The 20,099-nt window shown below is 74.3% G+C and carries 17 protein-coding genes and 1 riboswitch; of the genes, 8 read left to right on the top strand and 9 right to left on the bottom strand.

The window, feature by feature from the left end:
- Positions 1-345: 345 nt before the first annotated feature.
- Together dnaB and ACI79S_RS01110 are read left to right on the top strand one after the other, a co-directional pair.
- Positions 346-1,716 (top strand): replicative DNA helicase, encoded by a 1,371-nt coding sequence (gene dnaB / locus ACI79S_RS01115; RefSeq protein ID WP_456589619.1) that lies wholly within the window; start codon positions 346-348, stop codon positions 1,714-1,716.
- Positions 1,717-1,960: 244 nt separating this feature from the next.
- Positions 1,961-3,889 (top strand): Ig-like domain-containing protein, encoded by a 1,929-nt coding sequence (locus tag ACI79S_RS01110; RefSeq protein ID WP_456591601.1) that lies wholly within the window; start codon positions 1,961-1,963, stop codon positions 3,887-3,889.
- Between the two features lie 124 nt (positions 3,890-4,013).
- Here the strand turns inward: ACI79S_RS01110 and ACI79S_RS01105 are convergent, their stop codons facing one another.
- Positions 4,014-5,213, bottom strand: a complete 1,200-nt coding sequence (locus tag ACI79S_RS01105; RefSeq protein ID WP_456591600.1) for a fatty acid desaturase family protein — start codon at positions 5,211-5,213, stop codon at positions 4,014-4,016.
- A gap of 26 nt (positions 5,214-5,239) precedes the next feature.
- Entirely contained in the window at positions 5,240-6,349 is a 1,110-nt protein-coding gene (locus ACI79S_RS01100) for a ferredoxin reductase (protein ID WP_456591599.1), read from the bottom strand.
- Between the two features lie 91 nt (positions 6,350-6,440).
- Between ACI79S_RS01100 and ACI79S_RS01095 the strand changes: the two genes are divergently transcribed.
- Genes ACI79S_RS01095 through ACI79S_RS01085 form a run of 3 tightly spaced genes read left to right on the top strand, consistent with a single transcriptional unit; the run spans position 6,441 to position 9,895 of the window.
- Entirely contained in the window at positions 6,441-7,655 is a 1,215-nt protein-coding gene (locus ACI79S_RS01095; protein ID WP_456591598.1) for a PucR family transcriptional regulator, read from the top strand.
- Complete coding sequence (locus ACI79S_RS01090) at positions 7,652-8,980, top strand: CoA transferase (protein ID WP_456591597.1); 1,329 nt, start codon at positions 7,652-7,654, stop codon at positions 8,978-8,980. Before ACI79S_RS01095 ends, ACI79S_RS01090 begins: the two co-directional genes overlap by 4 nt.
- A 27-nt stretch (positions 8,981-9,007) precedes the next feature.
- Positions 9,008-9,895, top strand: coding sequence for a hypothetical protein (locus ACI79S_RS01085; RefSeq protein WP_456591596.1), 888 nt, complete (start codon positions 9,008-9,010; stop codon positions 9,893-9,895).
- 17 nt (positions 9,896-9,912) lie between these two features.
- On the opposite strand, the gene ACI79S_RS01080 is transcribed toward ACI79S_RS01085, so the two are convergent.
- The 6 genes from ACI79S_RS01080 to thiM all read right to left on the bottom strand — a co-directional run bounded on the left by ACI79S_RS01080 (position 9,913) and on the right by thiM (position 15,846).
- Complete coding sequence (locus ACI79S_RS01080; protein WP_456591595.1) at positions 9,913-10,518, bottom strand: class I SAM-dependent methyltransferase; 606 nt, start codon at positions 10,516-10,518, stop codon at positions 9,913-9,915.
- Between the two features lie 9 nt (positions 10,519-10,527).
- A complete protein-coding gene (locus ACI79S_RS01075) occupies positions 10,528-12,078 on the bottom strand; it encodes an FAD-binding oxidoreductase (protein WP_456591594.1) in 1,551 nt (516 codons plus the stop codon).
- Positions 12,075-13,418 (bottom strand): DNA polymerase IV, encoded by a 1,344-nt coding sequence (locus ACI79S_RS01070; protein WP_456591593.1) that lies wholly within the window; start codon positions 13,416-13,418, stop codon positions 12,075-12,077. Before ACI79S_RS01070 ends, ACI79S_RS01075 begins: the two co-directional genes overlap by 4 nt.
- A gap of 150 nt (positions 13,419-13,568) precedes the next feature.
- Positions 13,569-14,381 (bottom strand): bifunctional hydroxymethylpyrimidine kinase/phosphomethylpyrimidine kinase, encoded by an 813-nt coding sequence (gene thiD, locus ACI79S_RS01065; protein ID WP_456591592.1) that lies wholly within the window; start codon positions 14,379-14,381, stop codon positions 13,569-13,571.
- On the bottom strand, positions 14,378-15,040 hold the full coding sequence (thiE, locus tag ACI79S_RS01060; RefSeq protein ID WP_456591591.1) for a thiamine phosphate synthase: 663 nt from the start codon (positions 15,038-15,040) through the stop codon (positions 14,378-14,380). Before thiE ends, thiD begins: the two co-directional genes overlap by 4 nt.
- Complete coding sequence (thiM, locus tag ACI79S_RS01055; RefSeq protein WP_456591590.1) at positions 15,040-15,846, bottom strand: hydroxyethylthiazole kinase; 807 nt, start codon at positions 15,844-15,846, stop codon at positions 15,040-15,042. The genes thiE and thiM overlap by 1 nt, the downstream gene beginning before the upstream one ends.
- Positions 15,840-15,934, bottom strand: a riboswitch (TPP riboswitch). It overlaps the preceding gene by 7 nt.
- An 81-nt stretch (positions 15,935-16,015) precedes the next feature.
- Here thiM and ACI79S_RS01050 point away from each other — a divergent pair.
- Both ACI79S_RS01050 and ACI79S_RS01045 read left to right on the top strand, forming a co-directional pair.
- Complete coding sequence (locus tag ACI79S_RS01050) at positions 16,016-16,519, top strand: DUF3291 domain-containing protein (protein ID WP_456591589.1); 504 nt, start codon at positions 16,016-16,018, stop codon at positions 16,517-16,519.
- 79 nt (positions 16,520-16,598) lie between these two features.
- Complete coding sequence (locus ACI79S_RS01045) at positions 16,599-16,853, top strand: hypothetical protein (protein WP_456591588.1); 255 nt, start codon at positions 16,599-16,601, stop codon at positions 16,851-16,853.
- 15 nt (positions 16,854-16,868) lie between these two features.
- On the opposite strand, the gene ACI79S_RS01040 is transcribed toward ACI79S_RS01045, so the two are convergent.
- Complete coding sequence (locus tag ACI79S_RS01040) at positions 16,869-18,458, bottom strand: helicase (protein ID WP_456591587.1); 1,590 nt, start codon at positions 18,456-18,458, stop codon at positions 16,869-16,871.
- Between the two features lie 374 nt (positions 18,459-18,832).
- On the opposite strand from ACI79S_RS01040, the gene ACI79S_RS01035 reads away from it, so the two are divergent.
- Positions 18,833-20,080: a DUF3152 domain-containing protein gene (locus ACI79S_RS01035; protein ID WP_456591586.1), complete on the top strand. Its 1,248-nt coding sequence runs from the start codon at positions 18,833-18,835 to the stop codon at positions 20,078-20,080.
- Positions 20,081-20,099: the final 19 nt, after the last annotated feature.

Here is a 20,099-nt window from a genome sequence, read left to right as displayed (position 1 = left end):
TCGGAGGTTTTCTCCGTCCACACCCGGTGGGCAGCGTCCGTGCAGGTCAACCGGCGCGGAACGGGCGGTGCGCGCACGCTGTCCCCCGACTCCTCCACATGTCGACAGGCGTCCGTCCACCGACTTGTCCACAAGTTGTGCAGATCGGTGTGCACACCGGTGGTGGACGCGGCCCGCGCGGCTTCCTAACGTCCTCTCCGGCCACCGAGCGGACGCGACTGTCAGTCCCCTCCGGTAGGCAGGAGCCGAACTGGTGTTCGGCACGGCGCCGTCCGCCGAGCTCGCGTACTTCCCCTGCGCGTGGTGGTGATGCGGGCGCGCTCGCAAGGAGATGGAGGTACTCCCGTGGCGGTGGCCGACGAGTTCAGCCGACCGTCCGCGACGGCGCCGGCGTACGACCGGCAGCCGCCGCAGGACGTCGCGGCGGAGCAGTCGGTGCTCGGCGGCATGCTGCTGAGCAAGGACGCGATCGCCGACGTCGTGGAGGTCTTGCACGGCAACGACTTCTACCGGCCGGCGCACCAGGTGATCTTCGACTGCATCCTCGACCTCTACGGGCGGGGCGAGCCGGCCGACGCGATCACCGTCGCCGCGGAGCTCAACCGCACCGACCAGCTGTCGAAGATGGGCGGCGCGGTCTACCTGCACACGCTCATCCAGTCCACGCCGACGGCGGCCAACGCCGGCTACTACGCCGCGATCGTCGCCGAGCAGGCGGTGCTGCGGCGGCTGGTGGAGGCCGGTACCCGGGTGGTCCAGCTGGGCTACGGCGCAGCCGGTGGGAAGGGCGACGTCGACGACATCGTCGACCGCGCCCAGCAGGAGATCTACGACGTCACCGAGAAGCGCATGAGCGAGGACTACTCGCGCCTCGAGGACGTCCTCCAGCCGACGATGGACGAGCTGGACGCGATCGCCTCCCGCGGTGGCACGGCCCGCGGTGTGCCCACGGGCATCCGCGACCTCGACGAGCTGACCAACGGCCTGCAGGCCGGGCAGATGGTCGTCATCGCGGCGCGTCCCGGCGTGGGCAAGTCGACGCTGGGGCTGGACATCGCCCGGTCGGCGACGGTCAAGCACGGGCTGCCCGCGGTCATCTTCTCGCTCGAGATGAGCAAGCACGAGATCACCATGCGTCTGCTCTCGGCCGAGGCGAAGGTGCCGCTGCACCACATGCGCGCCGGCTCGCTGTCCGACGAGGACTGGGCCAAGCTCGCGCGCCGGATGGGTGAGGTCGCCGACGCCCCGCTCTACATCGACGACTCGCCGAACATGACGATGATGGAGATCCGGGCCAAGGCGCGGCGGCTCAAGCAGCGCAACGACCTGAAGCTCGTGGTCATCGACTACCTGCAGCTGATGACCTCGGGCAAGCGCGTGGAGAGCCGCCAGCAGGAGGTCTCGGAGTTCTCCCGTGCGCTCAAGCTGCTGGCCAAGGAGCTCGAGGTCCCGGTCATCGCGATGTCGCAGCTGAACCGTGGCTCGGAGCAGCGTCAGGACAAGAAGCCGATGCTGTCGGACCTCCGTGAGTCGGGTTCGATCGAGCAGGACGCCGACATGGTCATGATGATCCACCGCGAGGACATGTACGAGAAGGAGTCCCCGCGGGCCGGCGAGGCCGACATCATGCTGGTGAAGCACCGCAACGGCCCGACCGCCAACGTGACCGTCGCCTTCCAGGGTCACTACAGCCGCTTCGTCGACATGGCGAACTGAGCAGGACCGGCCGTACGGCTGGGCTGGGCCCGGGACCGGTCGGTCCCGGGCCCGTGGCATCCCGGGGTCGACGACCGTCGCACTCCGTCATCGGTGCTGGTAGTCCTCGCGATGGGCGGCGAGCACTGTGGCGAAGCCCTTTCGTGCAGCGCTGCGCCACGCGCTGTCCCGAGATCGTCTCCCGCCGTTGTGGGCCGCGTCACCGGTCGGCTAGGAAGAGGGCCCCACAGGCATAGGAGACTCGTTGTCCTCACATCCCTGGCGCCGGACGACCGCGTCGCTCGTCAGCGCCCTGGCCGCGGCGGTCACCGTCACGGCCACCGCCACCCCCGCGCTCGCCACCCCCGCACCGGCCCAGCCGGTGTCGGTCTTCCCCACGAACGACCTGACCGTCCCCGACCGGCAGCAGCTCACCGGCCTGCGGGTCGCCCTGCCGACGGAGAACTGCGGCAACGTCGTCAGCTGCGGTCTCGTCGAGCGGCTCAACGAGCTCGACGGCTTCGACCTCGACCCGCGCATCGCCGTGCGTTTCGACGCCCCGGTCGACCCCGCCGAGGTCGCCCAGCGGATCACCGTGCGGCAGGAGCGCGGCGGATGGCGCACCGGCGTCGACCGCGTCGTCTGGGACCCGGCCACCAACACGCTGTACGCGCACCCCGTGGAGCAGCTCGCCCCGGGCACCACGTACCGCATCGACGTGCAGGCCGCACCCACGAACTCGGCCACCACCGAGACCTTCACGACGATGAGCGCCACCGACGGCCTGCTCGACGTGAACCTGCAGATCCAGTCCAACCGCGCGCTGCGGGCACTCGGCATCGAGCGCCCCGGGCTGGAGATCGACGGCGTCGTCCCGGTGACGGGCTCGACGGTCACGTTCGTCCCCGACCGGCCGGCTCCCGCCACGCCAGGGGGTACCCCGGCCGGGCCGAGCGTGCAGCCGACCAACCTCCTGCCCGCCGGCAGCACGCTGGTGTTCGGCTCCTACCAGGCGCCGTCCTGGCTCAACCCCGACGTCACCATCACCCAGACGCCGACCCGGGACACCGGTCCGGCGCCGGTCGAGGCCGAGCGCCTGCCCTTCGTCGCCGTCCTCCCGCCCGGCCCGGCGCCGGACGGCGGCTGGCCGACCGCGGTCTTCGGGCACGGCTTCACCGGCTCGACGACCAGCGTGTTCCTGGCCGCCCTGACCAACGCGCGGAGCGGCATCGCGACCATCGGGACGAACGTGGTCGGGCACGGCTACGGCCCGGAGAGCACCTGGCAGATCACCACGGCAGCGGGTGAGACCCGGACGTTCCCGAGCTACGGACGGGGCGTCGACCAGAACGGTGACGGGCTCGTCGGCAGCACCGAGGGCTCCTCGGCCACCGGTGCGGCCGCGGCGGTCTCCTCGCGCGACGCGCTCCGCCAGACCGCGGCGGACATCATGACGCTGGTCCGCTCACTGGGTGGCACGGACGTCGACGGCGACCGGCGCGGCGACCTCTCCGGCGCGCGGGTCACCTACTTCGGGCAGAGCTTCGGCGGGATCTACGGCACCATGCTCGCCGGCGCCGACCGGACGATCGCCCGCTCCGTGCTCAACGTCCCCGGCGGCCCGATCAGCGAGATCTCGCGCCTCTCGCCGGCGTTCCGGCCGCTCACCCTCCAGGCGCTCCAGGCAGCGGGCCTGCCGCCGAACAGCCCCGACGCGAGCCGCTGGTACTTCGAGGAGCAGCTGCCGCTGCGCGGCGAGGGGCCGGTCACCGCGACGGTGCCCGGTGCCCTCGCGATCCAGGACTACCTGGCGAAGGCGACGTGGCTGACCCGGCCGGGCAGCCCGGAGACGTTCGCCCCGCTGGTCCGGCACGACCGGGTGCTGGTCCAGGTGGCGTTCGGTGACCAGACGGTGCCGAACCCGACGTCCTACACGCTGGTCGACGCCGGTGACCTGTGGTCGCGGACGAGCCTCTTCCGCAACGACGAGGCCACCACCGCGCCGCTCAACCCGCACGGCTTCCTGCTGGACGTCGCGCGGTTCCCGGTGGCCGCGATGCAGGCCCAGGGGCAGGTCGCGGCGTTCCTCGGCCGCGGCGAGGTCGTCGACCCCGATGCGGACGGCCCGGTGTGGGAGGTGCCGATCAGCGACCCGGCGCTGCTGTGGTCGCTGAACTTCCCCGGCCGGGGCTGATGCCCTGACCGACCGCCGAACGGCAGAGGCCCAGAACCGTCACGGTTCTGGGCCTCTGCCGTTCACGGCCCCGCCCGGAGGCTCGCCCTGAGCGTGCGGAGGGTGAGCGGGGCGGGGTTTTTTCTCAGGCGGCGGCCTTCTGCTGCAGCGCGCGGCGGACCTTGGGCCCGCCGGTGGTCATCTTGTACAGCTTGGCCAGCTGCGCCGGGGCGTTCTTCGGCGTCGTCTCGGCCAGCCAGCCGTTGGGGAGGGAGAGCCGGATGACCTTGTGCCACGCGCTCGCGACCTGCTTGTACAGCGGGGCGGAGTGGTAGGTCAGGTCGTACCGGTCGAAGATGTCCTTCACCCGAGGGGCGATCTCGGCGTACCGGTTGCTGGGCAGGTCGGGGAACAGGTGGTGCTCCACCTGGTGCGACAGGTTCCCGGTCATGATGTGCATGGCCTTGCTGCCGGAGATGTTCGCCGAGCCCAGCATCTGGCGGAGGTACCACTCGCCGCGGGTCTCGCCCTCGATCGAGGTCTTCTCGAAGGTCTCGACGCCCTCGGGGAAGTGGCCGCACATGATGACCGAGTGCGACCAGAGGTTGCGCACCACGTTGGCGGTGAAGTTCGCCGCCAGGGTGGGCAGGAACGACGGGCCCGACAGCACCGGGTGGACGACGTAGTCCTTGGCCGCCTGGTTGCGGATCTTCTTCAGCACCTGCTTGGCAGCGGCCCGGAACTTCGGGTCGTTGCGCCGCTTCTTGGTGGCCAGGTTCTTGCCGAGCTCGAGGTCGTAGGCGGCGATCCCGTACTCGAAGAAGCAGGCGTTGATGAAGTTCCACAGCGGCTGCGCCAGGTACATCGGGTGCCACTTCTGGTCCTCGTCGACGCGCATGATGCCGTAGCCGAGGTCGTTGTCCTTGCCGACGACGTTCGTGTACGTGTGGTGCAGCTCGTTGTGCGAGTGCTTCCACTGCGCGGCCGGGCTGGCCATGTCCCACTCCCACGTCGTGGAGTGGATCTTCGGGTCGCGCATCCAGTCCCACTGGCCGTGCAGGATGTTGTGCCCGATCTCCATGTTCTCGAGGATCTTGGCGAGCGACAGCCCGGCGGTCCCGATCAGCCACGCCGGCGGGAACTTGGAGAACAGCAGGACGGCGCGGCTGCCCAGCTCGAGCTTGCGCTGCACGTCGATGACGGTGCGGATGTACTTGGCGTCGTCCTCGCCGAGGCTGTCGCGCACCTCCTGACGGATGGTGTCGAGCTCCTTGCCGATGAGCTCGATGTCCTCGGGGGTGAGGTGGGCGATCGGGTTCTCGGGCTTCTTCTGCAGAACGGTCATGTGTCCGGCTCCTCTGTTCGGCTGGATCAGTGGTCGATGGCGCAGGCGCCGGCAGGGGCGCTGATGCAGGTCTGGACGAGGACGCCGTCGCCGACGTCCTCCGCGGTGGTGATCTCGCCGTTGCGCAGGTCGCGGACCGCGCCCTCGCGCAGGGGGAGCACGCAGCCGTAGCAGATGCCCATCCGGCAGCCGCTCGGCATGAGGACGCCGGCCTCCTCGGCGGCGTCCAGGATCGGTGTGGCGCCACCGGCCTCGACGGTCGCGCCGTTCCTGGTGAAGGTGACCGTGCCGCCCTCGCCGGTGACGGCGATCCGCGGGCGGAAGCGCTCGGTGTAGAGCCGGTCGGCGATCCCGACCGAGGCCCAGTGCTCCTCGAGCGCCTCCAGCATGGCCACCGGCCCGCAGGCCCAGGTGGCGCGCTCGTGCAGGTCGGGCACCAGCTCGGCGATCGAGCGGGCGTCGAGCATCCCGGCGCTGTCGGTGTGCTGCTCGATGAGCCGGATCCGGCCGTCAGCGGCCATCTGCCGCAGCTCCTCGCCGAAGACGACGTCGTCGGCGGTGGGCGCGGAGTGCACCAGCACGGTGTCGGCCAGCGAGTCGGCGTGGTTGCGCAGGATGCCCATGACGGGGGTGATCCCGGAGCCGGCGGTGACGAACAGCGCCTTGCCCGGGACCTCCTCCGGGAGGCAGAACTCGCCGGTCGCCTGGTCGAGCTGGATGATCGTGCCCGGCTGCACGCGGTGCACCAGGTGGTTGCTGACCTTCCCGTCGGGGATGGCCTTCACCGTGATCGTGAAGCAGCCGTCGGGGCGATCGAGCACCGAGGTGATCGAGTAGGCGCGCCACTGGCGGACCCCGTCGATGTCGATGCCGATGCGGACGTACTGGCCCGGGACGTGCGGGAGCCAGTCGCGGCCGGGGCGGATCACGATGCTCGCCGCGTCGCGCGTCTCCTTCTGGACGGCCTCGATGCGCCCGCGCAGGGCCGCTCCGGAGCGGAGCGGGTCGAACAGGTCGAGGTAGTCGACCGGCAGCAGCGGGGTCGTCACCAGCTCGGCGAACTTGAGCACCCGGTCACGCAGCGCGGGCCGCGCCTGCGGGCGGGCCGCGGCGGGGCGCGGAGTGGTCGCTGTCATGCACTTAGCTTTCCCATCCCCGGCGTCTAATACCTGTGCTGTCGATGTGAATCGGGGGGTAGCTTCTGTTCGCGGCGAACAAGGAGGCGCGATGACGTCGGAGGCGCGGAGCTTTCCGGAGGCGGTTGCTGACGCAATGCACGCGGAGCTGCCGATGGTGGCGGAGCGGGCCGTCGAGGCGATCATCGTCGCCGTCCCGGGCTACGCCGACGCCTTCCAGGGCCCGATGGGCCGCAAGATCTCCAGCGCCGTCGAGCTCACGCTGCGCGGCTTCCTCCAGCTGGCGGCCGCCGGCGGGACGGCGGACGCCGGTACCCCGGGCGGGCCCGTCGTCGAGGCCGCGTACGCCCTGGGCCGGGGGGAGGCCCGCAGCGGACGGTCGATGGACGCGCTGCTGGCCGCCTACCGGGTGGGCGCGCGGGTGTCGTGGCGGGACATGAGCGCCACCGCCGTCCGCGCGGGCCTGGACCCCATGTCGCTGGCCCGGTTCGCCGAGCTGGTCTTCGCCTACATCGACCGGCTCTCCGCGGCGAGCGTCGCCGGGCACGCCGACGAGCTGGCCTCCAGCGGCCGGGCCCGGGAGCGGCTGCTCGAACGGCTCGCGCAGGGCCTGCTGCTGGGAAGCCCGCACGCCGAGCTGGCCGCTGCCGCACAGCGCGCGGAGTGGACGCCCCCGCGGACGCTGACGGTCGCCGTGCTCCCGGAGGCGCGGGCGCAGGGAGCGCTGGTGTCGCTGGACGCGCGCACGCTGCGCTCGACGGAGGAGCTGCCCGAGATCGAGGGGGCGCCCGACCTCACCGTCCTGCTGGTCCCCGACGCCGAGGGGCCGGCACGCCCGGCGCTGCTGCGGTCGCTGGAGGGCCGCGAGGCGACCGTCGGGCCGGCCCGGCCGTGGTGGGAGGCGCACTCCTCCTACAAGCGCGTGCTCCGGGCCCTGCGTCTGGGCATGGTGCCGGGGGACCGGGCGCCGCTGGACACCGACGCCCGGCTGGCCGAGCTGGTCCTCCGCGCCGACGAGGAGACGCTGGCCGACCTGCGGGCGCGGGTGCTGGCGCCGCTGCAGGAGGTGGGGGACAGCGCCCGGGAGAAGCTCACCGAGACTCTGCGCTCCTGGCTGCTGCACCACGGGCGGCGTGACCAGGTCGCCGCGGACCTGTTCGTGCACCCGCAGACGGTCCGGTACCGGATGACCCAGCTGCGGCGGCTCTACGGCCCGCGCCTGGAGCAGCCGGCCACCGTCCTGGAGCTGACCGTGGCCCTCGGGGTCGCGCTGCCCACCGCGGCCGCGGCGGACGACTCCTCATGACGGCGTCCGTGCCGCCGGCCGCGGCGCGCCTGGTCGAGGAGGTGGCCCGTGGGGTGGGGGGCGAGGCCTGGGCCTCCGGTCCGGTCACGGTGGCCGGCCGCACCGGCCTGGCCGGGTTCCTCGACGTCCCGGGGCTCGCCCTGGGCGCGGTGGCCGCCCAGCTCCTCGCCGCCCGGAGCCTGGCCGACGAGCCCCGCGAGGTGCCGCGGATCGACGCCGGGCATGTGGGGGTCGCGTTCGCCGGTGAGCGCCACGTGCGGTTCCACGGGAAACATGTGGGCCCCGGGTTCGCGCCGCTGTCGCGGTTCTGGCGGACTGCCGACGGCTGGCTGCGGCTGCACGGCAACTATCCGTGGCACCGGGCCGCGGCACGGGCCGTCTTGGGCGACGACGTGGCGGCGGCGGCGCGGGCGTGGCCGGCGGAGGAGCTGGAGACGGCGGTGGTCGAGGCCGGCGGCGCCGCGGCGGCGGTGCGCAGCCAGGACCGCTGGTCGGCGCACCCCCAGGGGGCGGCGGTCGCCGGGCTCCCCCTCCTCGGGGTGCAGCAGACGGCGCCGGGGCCCGCGCGTCGCACAGCGCTGACCGGGCTGCGGGTGCTCGACCTGACCCGCGTGATCGCCGGGCCCGTCGCCACCCGCGCGCTCGCCGCCCAGGGCGCTGACGTGCTGCGTGTGGACAGCCCCCGGCGGCCCGACGATCCCGGTGGGTTGCTCGACACGGGGTCCGGCAAGCGGCACGTGGTCCTGGATCTCGCCGTCGGGCACGACCGCAGGCTGGTCGAGGAGCTGCTGACGCAGGCCGACGTCGTCGTCCAGGGCTACCGGCCGGGCGCGCTGGACACCCTCGGGCTCGATCCGGTGGCCCTGACCGAGCGCCACCCTCACCTGGTGGTCGTCCGGCTGTCCGCCTGGGGGGCCGTGGGCCCCTGGCGGCAGCGCCGGGGGTTCGACTCGCTGGTTCAGGCGGCCACGGGTATCGCCGACCGGTACGCCGGCGGCGACGGGCCGGGGGCGCTGCCGGTGCAGGCGCTCGACCACGCCACGGGGTACCTCGCCGCGGCCGTGGCGCTCGGACTGCTCGGGCGGGTGCGCACGGAGGGGGGCGGCTGGACCGCGGAGCTGTCGCTGGCCCAGACGGCGCACTGGCTGCTCGGGACCGCCGACAGTGCTGGTGCGGAACCCGAGTCGGGGACTGCCGATCCGGCGCCGTACCTCGTGGACCTGCCTTCCGAGGACGGGCCGGTCACGGTGGTCGCGCCGTTGGGGGCGCCGCCGTGGCCGGCGGCGGCCCAGCTGCCACCGGCCACCCGTCCGGTCTGGCGCTGACCGGACGCGGCGGGGGAGGGTGCCCGGGTGACCGTTGACCTGGCTGCCGCGGCGGACTTCCTGGCCGGCTCCGCCCGCGTGCTGGACCGCCGTCGCTTCGAGCTGCTGTTCGGTGGGGGGCAGGCGGGACCCGTCCTCGCTGCGGTCGACGGGTACCGCAACCCCGACGGTGGCTACGGGTGGGGGCTGGAGCCCGACCTGCGGTCGACGACGAGCCAGCCCGGGGGAGCGCTGCACGCGCTCGAGGCGTTCGCCGAGATCGGTGTGGCGTGCACCGAGCGGGCGCGGGCGCTGTGCGACTGGCTCGTGGCGGTGACCCTCCCCGACGGCGGTCTCCCCTTCGCCCTGCCGGTGCCCGACCGCGCGGCGTGCGCACCGTTCTGGGCGACGGCGGATGCGACCCGATCCTCGCTGCAGCTCACCGCGGTCCTGGCCGCGACGGCGTACCGGGCGGCGGCCGCCGTCCCGGAGATCGCCGACCACCCGTGGCTCGCACGCGCCGCCGACCACTGCCTGTCGGCGATCGGCGCGCTGGCTGCCGGCGCGCCCGCCATGGAGCTGGCGTTCGCCGTGCAGTTCCTCGACGCGGCCGCCCCGGTACGCCCGGACGCGGCCGCGCTCGTCGAGCGCCTGCGGGACGTGATCCCCGCCGACGGCCTGCTGCGCGTCGAGGGCGGCGCACCGGACGAGTACATGCGCCCGCTGGACTTCGCGCCGTTCCCCGGCGGGCCGGGCCGGTCGCTGTTCGCGCCAGGGACGGTCGAGGCGGAGCTGGACCGGCTCGAGGACGGCCAGCGGGACGACGGCGGGTGGGCGGTGGATTTCGTCAGTTACTCATCGGCGGCCGCCCTGGAGTGGCGGGGCCACCGGACCGTGCAGGCGCTCTCGCTGCTCCGGGCGAACGCCCGCCTCTGAGCCGGGGACCGTCCCGGTCAGGCGGGGCGGAGGATGGCGACCAGGAAGTCCGACTCCGGGGTGAACGGTCGCAGGTCCCACGTGGAGAGCAGCAGGTCCGGCTCCCAGCCGGCTGTCCCGGCGTCGGCGAGGAACTCGTCGAACTCGTAGCCGCGCCCGGCGCCGAACCCGATGGCGGCCCGGCCGTCGGGGGTCACGTGGGCGCGCAGCCGGCGGAGCACCTCGGTCCGCGTCGACGGCGCCAGGAAGGTCACCACGTTGCCGGCGCACACGATGGCGTCGAACGGCTCGGCCACCCCCGCGGTCGGGAGGTCCAGCTCGGCCAGGTCGCCGACCACCCACCGGGCCGCCGGGTGCTGCGCCCGTGCCTCGGCCACCAGCACGGGGTCACCGTCCACGCCGACCACCTGGTGCCCGGCCGCGGCGAGGAAGCCGCCGATCCGCCCGGTGCCCGATCCGGCGTCGAGCACCCGTGCGCCCCGCGGGAGCATGGCGTCGACCAGCCGCGCTTCCCCCACGAGGTCGTGCCCGGCGTCGGCGAGGTCGCGGAAGCGCTGGATGTAGGCGGCCGAGTGCTCCGGGTTCTCCTCCGTCAGACGCGTCCACATGCTGGGTTCGGTCATGACGTCGTTCTACACGGGGTCGACCAGCACGCCGGGGTTGAGGACCCCCGCCGGGTCGAGCGCGGCCTTGGCCGCCCGGAGGGCGACGGCGAACGGCTCCGGTCGCTGCCGGTCGTAGCCGGGGCGGTGGTCGCGGCCGACGGCGTGGTGGTGGGTCACCGTCGCGCCGAGGCGGCCCAGGGTCTCCATCGCCGCCGTCTTCACCTCGTCCCACATGGCCACCTCCGAGCCGGGCCGGCCGGCGGCGATCACCGTGAAGTACGGCGCCGGGCCGTCGGGGTAGACGTGGGTGAACCGGCAGTTGACCAGCCCGGGGGCGCCGGTGACCTGCTCCACCGCGGCACCGACCTCGGCCCGGACGGTCGCGTACAGCTCCTCGGCCCGGTCCCAGGTGCACGCCGTCTCGAAGGTCTCGACGATCGCGCTCATCCGCGCCAGGCCGTCCCGCACGTAGGGCATCCGGAGGAACGCCGACCGCCAGGCATCGGCAGCGGCATCCGTGCCGCCGCCCCCCGACGCCACCACGCCGCCGTGCTCGCGCGCCAGGTCGGTGAGCTCGGTGAGCCGCCCCTCCACCGGGTGCACCGCCGACTCCACGCCGAGGACGAGCACGCACCCGGCCGTCGCGGCGCCCGACAGCGCCGCCTCGCCGGGGTCGAGCAACCGGCAGTTCGCGGGGTGCAGTCCCGCCTGGGCGATCGCCCGGACCGCCGCCGTCGCCGTCGTCATGTCCGGGAAGCCGACCGACGCCGACGCCTTGAACCGCGGCCGGTCCTGCAGCCGCATCCAGGCCTCGGTGATCACGCCGAGCGTGCCCTCGGAGCCGAGGAACATCCGGTCCGGCGACGGGCCGGCGCCTGAGCCGGGCAGCCGCCACGACTCGCTGACGCCCACGGGTGTGACCACGCGCATCGACTCGACCAGGTCGTCGATGTGGGTGTGCAGCGTCGCGTAGTGGCCGCCGGCGCGGGTGGCCAGCCAGCCGCCGAGCGTGGAGAACTCGAAGCTCTGCGGGAAGTGCCGCAGCGTCAGCCCGTGCGGGCGCAGCTGCTGCTCGAGCACCGGCCCGAGGGCGCCGCCCTGGATGCGGGCGGCCCGGCTCACCGGGTCGACCTCCAGCACGCGGTCCAGCGCCGTCAGGTCCATCGACAGCCACGGCCGGTCGCCGCGGTACTCCACGCCGCCGACGACCGAGCTGCCGCCACCGAAGGGCACGACGACGGCGCCGGCCGACCCCGCCCAGTCGAGCAGCCGGACCACGTCGTCCTCGGTCGCCGGCCGCGCGACGGCGTCCGGGGCCCCGGCCAGGTCGGCCGACAGCGCCCGGACGACGTCCCGGTAGGCCTTGCCGAAGGCGTGCGCGGCCCGGATGGCCGGATCGGTGGTCACCGGCAGCGAGGGCGGCGTGCCGAGCCGGGACGCCGGCAGCGCCAGGTCGACGAGCGACGGGACGGCGCGGGGGCGGTCCGGCAGCCCGGGGATCATCCCGGCGAGCGCTGCGCACTCCTCGTCGGGAAGCGCCTGACCGGTCGTGCCCCAGCCCCACCACGAGCGCGTCATCCGGGCAGTCTCCAGTCCGGGGGATCGGCCGGCTGCAGGGCGGGGTCGTCGGCGGCCAGCGTGCGGACCGGCCCCGGCGGGGTCAGCGGCCCCTCGAAGCGCACCGTCACCCGCCCCAGGCCCCGGCCCCACACCCAGCCGGCGCCGAACTCGTCGTGCCGCACGTCCTGACCGGGCCACCAGCGCTTGTCCGGAGGCAGCTCGGGCTCCGCGGCCGGAACCGGCGCGTCCGGTGAGAGCGTCGGCGTCTCGTCCGGCTCGTCGGCGTCGGCGAACAGGTCGCCCTGCGCGTAGACCGACAGGCCGGAGACGCCGACGCCGAGCAGCCGCAGCCCGCCACCGGTGCCCGCCTCGGCCAGCAGCCGCCGGGCGGTGGACGCGATCAGCCGGGGGTCGTCGGTCGGCTGGGGGAGGGTCTGGGAGCGGGTGAGGGTCGTGAAGTCGTAGCGGCGCAGCTTCAGCGTCACGGTGCGGCCGGAGAACGCCGACTTCCGCAGCCGCTCCCCCACCCGGGCCGCCATCGAGTCGATCTCCCGGGTCAGCACGTCGACGTCGGTGAGGTCCCGCTCGAAGGTCTCCTCGTGCGACACCGACTTGACCTCGCGGTCGGGCACCACCGCGCGGTCGTCGTCCGCCCGGGCCAGCGCGTGCAGCCCGGCCCCGTGGGCGCGGCCGGCCAGGGCCACCAGGTCCGGCAGCGAGCGGGCCGCCAGGTCCCCCACCGTCTTCACGCCCACCTGGTGCAGCCGCCCGGCGGTGGCCGGGCCGACGCCGCCCAGCCGGGTCACGGGCAGCGGGTGCAGCACGTCCAGCTCCCGGCCGGGCGCGACCACCACCAGGCCGTCCGGCTTCTGCAGGTCCGAGCCGATCTTCGCCATCAGCTTCGACGTCCCGATCCCCACGGAGCCGGTCACTCCCCCGGTCGCCGCGGCGATCCGCTCCTTGAGCTCCGCCGCCAGCGCCGTCACGCCGTCCACCGACAGGTCGTGTCCCTCGCCGGCGGCGAGGTCGACGTAGGCCTCGTCGATGGAGACCGGCTCCACCAGCGGCGACAGCTCCCGCAGCAGCCCCATGACGACGTCGGAGGTGCGCCGGTAGGCGGCGAACCGGCCGCCCAGGAAGGCGGTGCCGGCGGGGCAGCGTCGTCGTGCCTCGGCGGTCGACATCGCCGACCGCGCACCGTAGGCGCGGGCCTCGTAGGAGGCGGTGGCGACGACACCGCGGCCACCCACCCCGCCCACGACGACCGGCCGGCCGCGCAGCGAGGGCTTGTCCCGCTGCTCGACGGCGGCGAAGAAGGCATCCAGGTCCAGATGCAGGATGCTCGCCTCCCGCCGCATCCCCCGATGATCGCCCGTCCGGGGCCGATGGTGTGCAGGGACCCGCTCAGATGGCCAGGGTGCCGGCGCCCAGCTCGGGGAGGAACGGCAGCTCGTCGATCGCGCGGCGGAGCTCCGCCGTCGCCGCCCAGGCCCGGTCGCCGAACGCGCTCATGCCGGCCAGATCCCCGCGAAGTGGTGCACCGGCCCGTGCCCGGAGCCGATGCGCAGCGCGCTGCCCCCGGTGAGCGCACGGTGCAGGTAGTCGCGTGCCGCCTCGACCAACGGCGGCCAGTCCGGCGGCCCGTCGGCCCGTGCCGCCAGCGCCGCGATCGCCGAGGACAGCGTGCAGCCGGTGCCGTGCGTGGCGGTCGTGCTCACCCGGGGCCGGCGGATCACCGTCGTCCCGGCCGCCGTGGCCAGGACGTCCACGCTCTCCGCGCCGCCCAGGTGCCCGCCCTTGAGCAGCACCGCGGCCGGGCCGAGCGCGAGCAGCGCCCGGGCCTGCGCGTGCATCCCGTCGACGTCGTCGGCCGGGTCGGTGTCCAGCAACGCGGCCGCCTCCGGGACGTTGGGCGTGACGAGGTCGGCCACCGGCAGCAGCTCTGTGCGGACGGCGGCCACCGCGTCGTCGTCGATCAGCCGGTGGCCGCTGGTCGCGACCATCACCGGGTCGCAGACGACGGGGCCGGGGCGGCGCTCGCCCAGCACGGCCGCCACCTCGCCGACCACGTCGGCGCTGCCCAGCATGCCGAGCTTGGTGGCGTGCACCTCGACGTCGTCCAGGAGCGTGCGCAGCTGCTGGCCCACGAACGCCGCCGGCACCGGGTGGACGCCGGCCACGCCCTGCGTGTTCTGGGCGGTGAGCGCGGTGAGGACGGCGGTGCCGTAGGCGCCCAGGGCGCTGAACGTCTTCAGGTCGGCCTGGATGCCCGCGCCCCCGCTGGGGTCGCTGCCGGCCACGGTGAGCGCGGTCGGTGTCATCGGGCACCCACCGGCGTCATCGCCGCGCGCAGCGCAACCGCCGCCTGCTGAGGATCGGGAGCCGCGCAGAGGGCGGAGACCACGCAGACGCCGTCCACCCCCGTGGCGGCCACGGCGGCGGCCCGGGTGGCATCGATGCCGCCGATCGCCACCGCCAGCAACCCACCGGCGCGCGCCGTGCGCGTGAGCTCCCGCACCGCCTCCAGCCCGAGCCCGGGACCCGCCTCCGGCTTGGTAGGGGTCGCCCAGACCGGGCTCAGCCCCACCAGGTCGACGGTGCCCCGCGGCAGCCGCAGCGTCGCGGCGAGGTCGTCGGCGCTCTCGACGGACAAACCGAGGAACCGGTCGGGGCCCAGCAGCCCGCGCACCTCCGCGGCCGGCAGGTCCGCCTGACCCACGTGCACGCCGTCGGCTCCGGCCAGCAGGGCGACGTCGACGGCGTCGTTCACGATGACCGGGACGTCCGGCCGGTCGGCCACCGCGTGCTGGACCGCGCGGGTGAGCGCCAGGAGGTCCCGGCGGGAGGCGTGCTTGTCGCGCACCTGCACGGCGGTGACGCCGCCGGCCACCGCCGCGCGCACCACGTCGGCCACCGGGCGCGGCCGGCACAGCGCCGTGTCGGTGACCAGGTACAGGGTCGGGTCGAACGGGGGCCGCATCAGGCGGTCCGCACGTCCGCGCCGGCGAGGTCCTCCGGGCCGACCGCGTCCAGGGCATCGAGCCAGGCGGGCGCGAACGTGCCGGGGCCCGCGGCGGTCGCGGCAGCCCGCTCCGCGGCGAGCGCGACGTGCGCGTGCGCGGCGACCGCACCGGTCAGGGGGTCGCCGGTCGCGGCGACGTATGCCGCCACCAGGGCGCCGAGCGCGCAGCCGGCCCCCGTGGTGCGGGTCAGCAGCGGTGAGCCGCCGCCCACCCGGACGGTCCGCGTGCCGTCGGTGATCAGGTCCACCTCGCCGCTGACGGCCACCACACCCCCGGTGCGCCCGGCGAGGCCCGCGGCGGCGGAGGCGGCGTCGTCGGCCCCGGCGGTGCTGTCGACCCCGCGGCCGCCGGCACCGGCTCCGGCCAGCGCCATGACCTCCGAGGCGTTGCCGCGGACCACGGAGGGCGAGTGCTCCAGCAGTTCGGCTGCCAGCGCCGTCCGGTAGGCCAGCCCACCGACGGCGACGGGGTCGAGCACCCACGGTGTGCCCGCCGCACGGGCCGACGCGGCGGCCAGCCGCATCGCCTCGGCGGTGCGCGCGTGCACGGTGCCCACGTTGACCAGGACGGCGGAGGCGACGGCGGCGAAGTCCCCGGCTTCCTGGGGCGCGTCGACCATCGCCGGCGCGGCGCCCACGGCGAGCAGCGCGTTCGCCGTGAGCGTCTGCACGACCGTGTTGGTCAGGCAGTGGACGAGCGGTGCGTTCTCGCGCAGCGCCGTGCGGGCAGCGCGCAGGTCGACGACTTCCACAGCAGCGGACATGCCGGTGACATCCCTTCGCCAGTGCGAACTGGAGCAGGTTCGGCGGGTGTGTTCTCAGTCCCGGGCGGGGACACCCCGTGCCACGTACGGGCTCGAACCTAGCGCAGCGGACCGGCTGCCGTCACCGCCGACCTGGTCCGCGGCCGGGCGGGCGCCCTACGGTCGCCCCGTGGACCACCATCTCGCCCAGGTCAACGTCTCCCGGCTGCTCGCCCCGCTCGGCAGTCCCGTGCTGGCCGACTTCATGGCTGCACTCGACGAGGTCAACGCCGAGGCCGACCAGGCGCCCGGCTTCGTCTGGCGGCTGCAGACCGAGGACGGCAACGCCACCTCGGTGCAGGCGTTCGGCTGGGACGCCGCGGGCAGCCACGGCGTGATCGTCAACCTCACCGTCTGGCGGGACGTCGAGTCGCTGGCCGCCTACGTGTTCGGTGGGCGGCACGTGCAGATCATGCGGCGGCGCCGGGAGTGGTTCCACCGCGCCGCCGAGGCGACGACCGCGCTGTGGTGGATCCCGGCCGGCTCGCTGCCCACCACCGACGACGCCGAGGCGCGGATCCGCCACCTGCGGGCGCACGGGCCCACGCCGGAGGTGTTCACCTTCCGCACCCGCTTCCCGCCGCTGGAGGGGATCGTGGCGCCGTCATCGGACGACTGGCTCTGCCCGGCATGAGCCTGCTGGTCGCCCACGGCCTCCGTGGCCGGGCCTGCCGTCGCTTGCCCGCTCGTCGGTCGCCCGCCACGCTGTGCGGATGGTGCGGAGCGGAACGAGCGTGGGCACGGTCGTCCGGTGGGACGGCGACGAGGGCGGCGGCCTCGTCGAGTCGCCGGACCTCCACGGCCACTGCTGGGTCGAGGTGGGAGCGCTGCATCCCAGCGCCCGCGGCTCCCTTCGCGCGGGGCAGGTCGTGGACGTCTCCTGGACCGAGACCGGCGTCGGCGACCATCCCGTCCGGGCCGACCTGGTGACGCCTCGCGACGACCTGCAGGCCACCCCGGGCGCCTGAGCCCGGGCGGTGCGTTCAGCCCTCGGTGAGGGCGGCGGCGGGCAGCCAGTCGGCGTCGAGGAGTTCGGCGATCTCCTGCAGCGCCGAGGTGTCCGCCCCGGCCGTGGAGCCGCTGACGGCGAGCCGCTCGACCATCACCCGGGCCACCTGCTCCTCGACCGTGTCGGCGGCGAACGCCACACGCCACGGCGAGGTGCGCCCGTCGCGGTGGGTGCGCCCGGTGACCTGCCGGGCCTGGATGCCGGAGAACCGCGGCTGGTGGAACAGGCCCACGCGTGGCGCCTCCGACGCCGTCGCCCCGCCGGGCAGCAGCTCGCCGGCGTGCAGGCTGATCGACGCGGTCACCGTGAACACGCACACCGCCGCCTCGCCGCGCTGGAACCGCAGCCGCTCGGCCTCGACGTCGAAGCGGTCGCGCCCGTAGATGCCGGCCACCGGGATGCCGGCGTCCAGCAGCGCCTCGCGGATCGGATCGGCCGCCGTCTCCACGAACTCGACCGAGACCGCCACCTGCCGCTCGGCCTCCACCTGAGCCTTGATCCAGTCGACCGTCGCCTGCACGCGGATCAGCCCGGCCTTCTGCCGGAACCGCAGCAGGGCCGCGCGGCCGCGCGCGGACTGCCGGCCGCGCCGGGCCAGCCGCATCTCCGCGCGGAACTCCGACCACTCCGCCTCGTACTGCGCCCGCTCGGCGGGCGTCAGCAGCACCGGCGTCCCCGTCACCGACACCGGTCCCCACGGAGCGGGGCGGTGCAGCGTCGCCGGTGGGTCGGCGTCGGCGAGCCAGGACTGCAGCCGCGCCAGGTCGGCGCGGCGGGCGTCGGGGTCCTCGGTCCACTGCCAGCCGTAGCGGCCACGTTCCACGTGGAACGTGTGCCGCTCCAGCGCCTTGGGCAGGTCGGCCCACTCCTTGATCGACTCCCCGTGCCGGGCGGCGAACTCGGGCGCCAGGTAGGGGAGTTCGAGCGGCGTGTGGGCCGGCGTCGCGGTCGCGGCCAGCACGTACGGGGTGTCCTTCACCCGTGCGGCGCCGGAGACGGCCCTCCAGTGCTTCCACCGCTGCGTCGTCGTGTGCCGCACCATGTGTGCCTCGTCGGCGACGACGACGTCGAAGCGCAGCTTCGCCACCTTGCCGAGCCGGTCCCAGGTGGTCACGCACCAGCGCAGGCCACCGTCGCCGAAACCGGCGATCGAGCGCGCCCAGTGCGGGATGGTGATGGCGGCCGGCCGGTCGGCGATGACCAGCACGGTGCGGACGTCGCGCTGCTCGGCGATCGCCTTGACCGCCAGGATCGCCGTTCCGGTCTTGCCGACGCCGGGGTCGTCACCGAGGAGGAAGACCCTGCCCCCGGCCGCCGCGTGGGCCGCCACCACGTCGGCGCCGTCGCACTGCTGGTCCCGTGGCGTGAGCGGCCGCGCCTCGGGCAGCGTGCGGGGAGCCTCGTTGAGCTCGTCCTCGAGGAAGCGCTCGAGGCTGTAGGCCGGTGGGTCGTACGGCGCGAGCTCGGGCGGCAGTGCGGCGCCCACCCACACGTGGGCCTGCAAGCCCGGGTGCCAGACAGCTCCCGGTGCGGGGGCGCGGAACGGCACGGCCAGCACCCACACCCGCTCTCCCGGGCCCGCGGTGGGCAGCTCGGGGGTGGCCTTCCTCGGCGTGGCCTTCCGTGCTGCCGGCTTCCGTGGCGCCGCCTTCCTCGTCGTGGTCCCCGTCGACCGTCGGGTGCTGCTCGCGCTCCGGCGTCGTCCTGGCATCTGCTCCCCCTCGTGGACCTCCCGGCACGGTAGAGGCGGGAAGAGACGCCGCCGCGCAGGAGCCGAGCGCGCCGCCGCCGGATCGTCATGAACTCGTCATGGGCACGACCCGTCCGGGTGCGGTAGACCGGTTCAGGACAGCAGCCGGTGTACGACTGGTCCCCGCCGTCCGCCGGCCCCGACCTCGACCCGGATGCGCGGGCCGCAGGCCCGCGCCGGAGGAACTGATGACCAGAGCTGCTCGTCTCCTGCTCGCCGTCCTCGTCGGCCTGGCGGCCGTGTTGCTGACCCCCTCCACCGCCTCCGCCGCGGAGCGGACGGTGACCTACACCGTCTCCACAAGCGGCAGCGTGGCCGGCGATCTCGACCAGTTCGCGGCCGTGGCGCGCGATGCGCTCACCGACCGCCGCGGCTGGAGCCTCGGAGGCACCCTGGCGTTCGAACAGGTGGCCTCGGGCAGCGACTTCGACCTGATCCTGGCCTCGCCGTCCGTGGTCGACGCCGCGGCGCCCGGCTGCAGCGCCCAGTGGAGCTGCCGGGTGGGGCGCTCCGTGTACATCAACGACGAGCGCTGGCGGTTCGGGACGGAGGCCTGGCCGCACAGCCTGGCGCTCTACCAGCGGTACGTGATCCTGCACGAGGTCGGGCACTGGATCGGCATCCCGCACACCGACTGCCCCACCCCGGGGCGGACGGCCTGGGTGATGCAGCAGCAGTCGATCTCGCTGCAGGGCTGCCAGGCCAACGTGTGGCCGGTCATCGCCGAGCGGGAGCAGGCCGGGGAGCGCATGGGCGTCTCGGTGAACTGGTCGGGGATCGAGGCGCACTACCGGGCGCTGGGCCAGGAGGGCGGCATGCTCGGGGTGCCGGTGGACTGGGAGAAGTTCTCCCCGGACGGGGTCGGCGCCTACCAGAACTTCGCCCGGCCGGGGACGATCTACTGGAGCCCGTCGACCGGGGCGCACGAAATCTACGGCGCCATCCACGGGCACTACGCGTCGCTCGGCTACGAGCTCGGCCTGCTGGGCTACCCGACGACCGGGGAGCGCGGTACGCCGGACGGCGTCGGCCGGTACCAGAACTTCGCCCGGCCGGGGACGATCTACTTCACGCCGACGACCGGGGCGCACGAGATCTACGGCGCCATCCACGGGCACTACGCGTCGCTGAACTACGAGATGGGCCCGCTGGGCTACCCGATCACCGGGGAGCGCGGTTCGCCGGACGGCGTCGGCCGCTACCAGAACTTCTCCCGGTCCGACGGTGCCTCCATCTACTTCACGCCGGCGACGGGAGCGCACGAGGTGTACGGGCCGATCTGGTCCCAGTGGGGGGAGACCGGCTGGGAGATGGGGCAGCTCGGTTACCCGGTGAGCGGGGTCTACGACATCGAGGGGGGCAGCCGGACCGACTTCGAGGGCGGGTACATCACGCTGGACAGCGACACCGGCGAGACCGAGGTGGTGCTGGACTGAGCGGGGCACGTCACCGGGC

The sequence above is a fragment of the Blastococcus sp. SYSU DS1024 genome (assembly GCF_054050795.1).
The sequence above is the reverse complement of the archived record's forward strand: the minus strand, read 5'-3'. Positions and strand labels throughout refer to the sequence as shown.

What these genes read in the sequence shown, in the direction of transcription:
- ACI79S_RS01105 (WP_456591600.1), bottom strand. Translation starts at nt 5,213, where the DNA reads ATGACCGTTCTGCAGAAGAAGCCCGAGAACCCGATCGCCCACCTCACC.
- ACI79S_RS01100 (WP_456591599.1), bottom strand. Translation starts at nt 6,349, where the DNA reads ATGACAGCGACCACTCCGCGCCCCGCCGCGGCCCGCCCGCAGGCGCGG.
- ACI79S_RS01095 (WP_456591598.1), top strand. Translation starts at nt 6,441, where the DNA reads ATGACGTCGGAGGCGCGGAGCTTTCCGGAGGCGGTTGCTGACGCAATG.
- ACI79S_RS01090 (WP_456591597.1), top strand. Translation starts at nt 7,652, where the DNA reads ATGACGGCGTCCGTGCCGCCGGCCGCGGCGCGCCTGGTCGAGGAGGTG.
- ACI79S_RS01080 (WP_456591595.1), bottom strand. Translation starts at nt 10,518, where the DNA reads ATGACCGAACCCAGCATGTGGACGCGTCTGACGGAGGAGAACCCGGAG.
- ACI79S_RS01075 (WP_456591594.1), bottom strand. Translation starts at nt 12,078, where the DNA reads ATGACGCGCTCGTGGTGGGGCTGGGGCACGACCGGTCAGGCGCTTCCC.
- ACI79S_RS01070 (WP_456591593.1), bottom strand. Translation starts at nt 13,418, where the DNA reads ATGCGGCGGGAGGCGAGCATCCTGCATCTGGACCTGGATGCCTTCTTC.
- thiD (WP_456591592.1), bottom strand. Translation starts at nt 14,381, where the DNA reads ATGACACCGACCGCGCTCACCGTGGCCGGCAGCGACCCCAGCGGGGGC.
- thiE (WP_456591591.1), bottom strand. Translation starts at nt 15,040, where the DNA reads ATGCGGCCCCCGTTCGACCCGACCCTGTACCTGGTCACCGACACGGCG.
- thiM (WP_456591590.1), bottom strand. Translation starts at nt 15,846, where the DNA reads ATGTCCGCTGCTGTGGAAGTCGTCGACCTGCGCGCTGCCCGCACGGCG.
- ACI79S_RS01045 (WP_456591588.1), top strand. Translation starts at nt 16,599, where the DNA reads ATGGTGCGGAGCGGAACGAGCGTGGGCACGGTCGTCCGGTGGGACGGC.
- ACI79S_RS01035 (WP_456591586.1), top strand. Translation starts at nt 18,833, where the DNA reads ATGACCAGAGCTGCTCGTCTCCTGCTCGCCGTCCTCGTCGGCCTGGCG.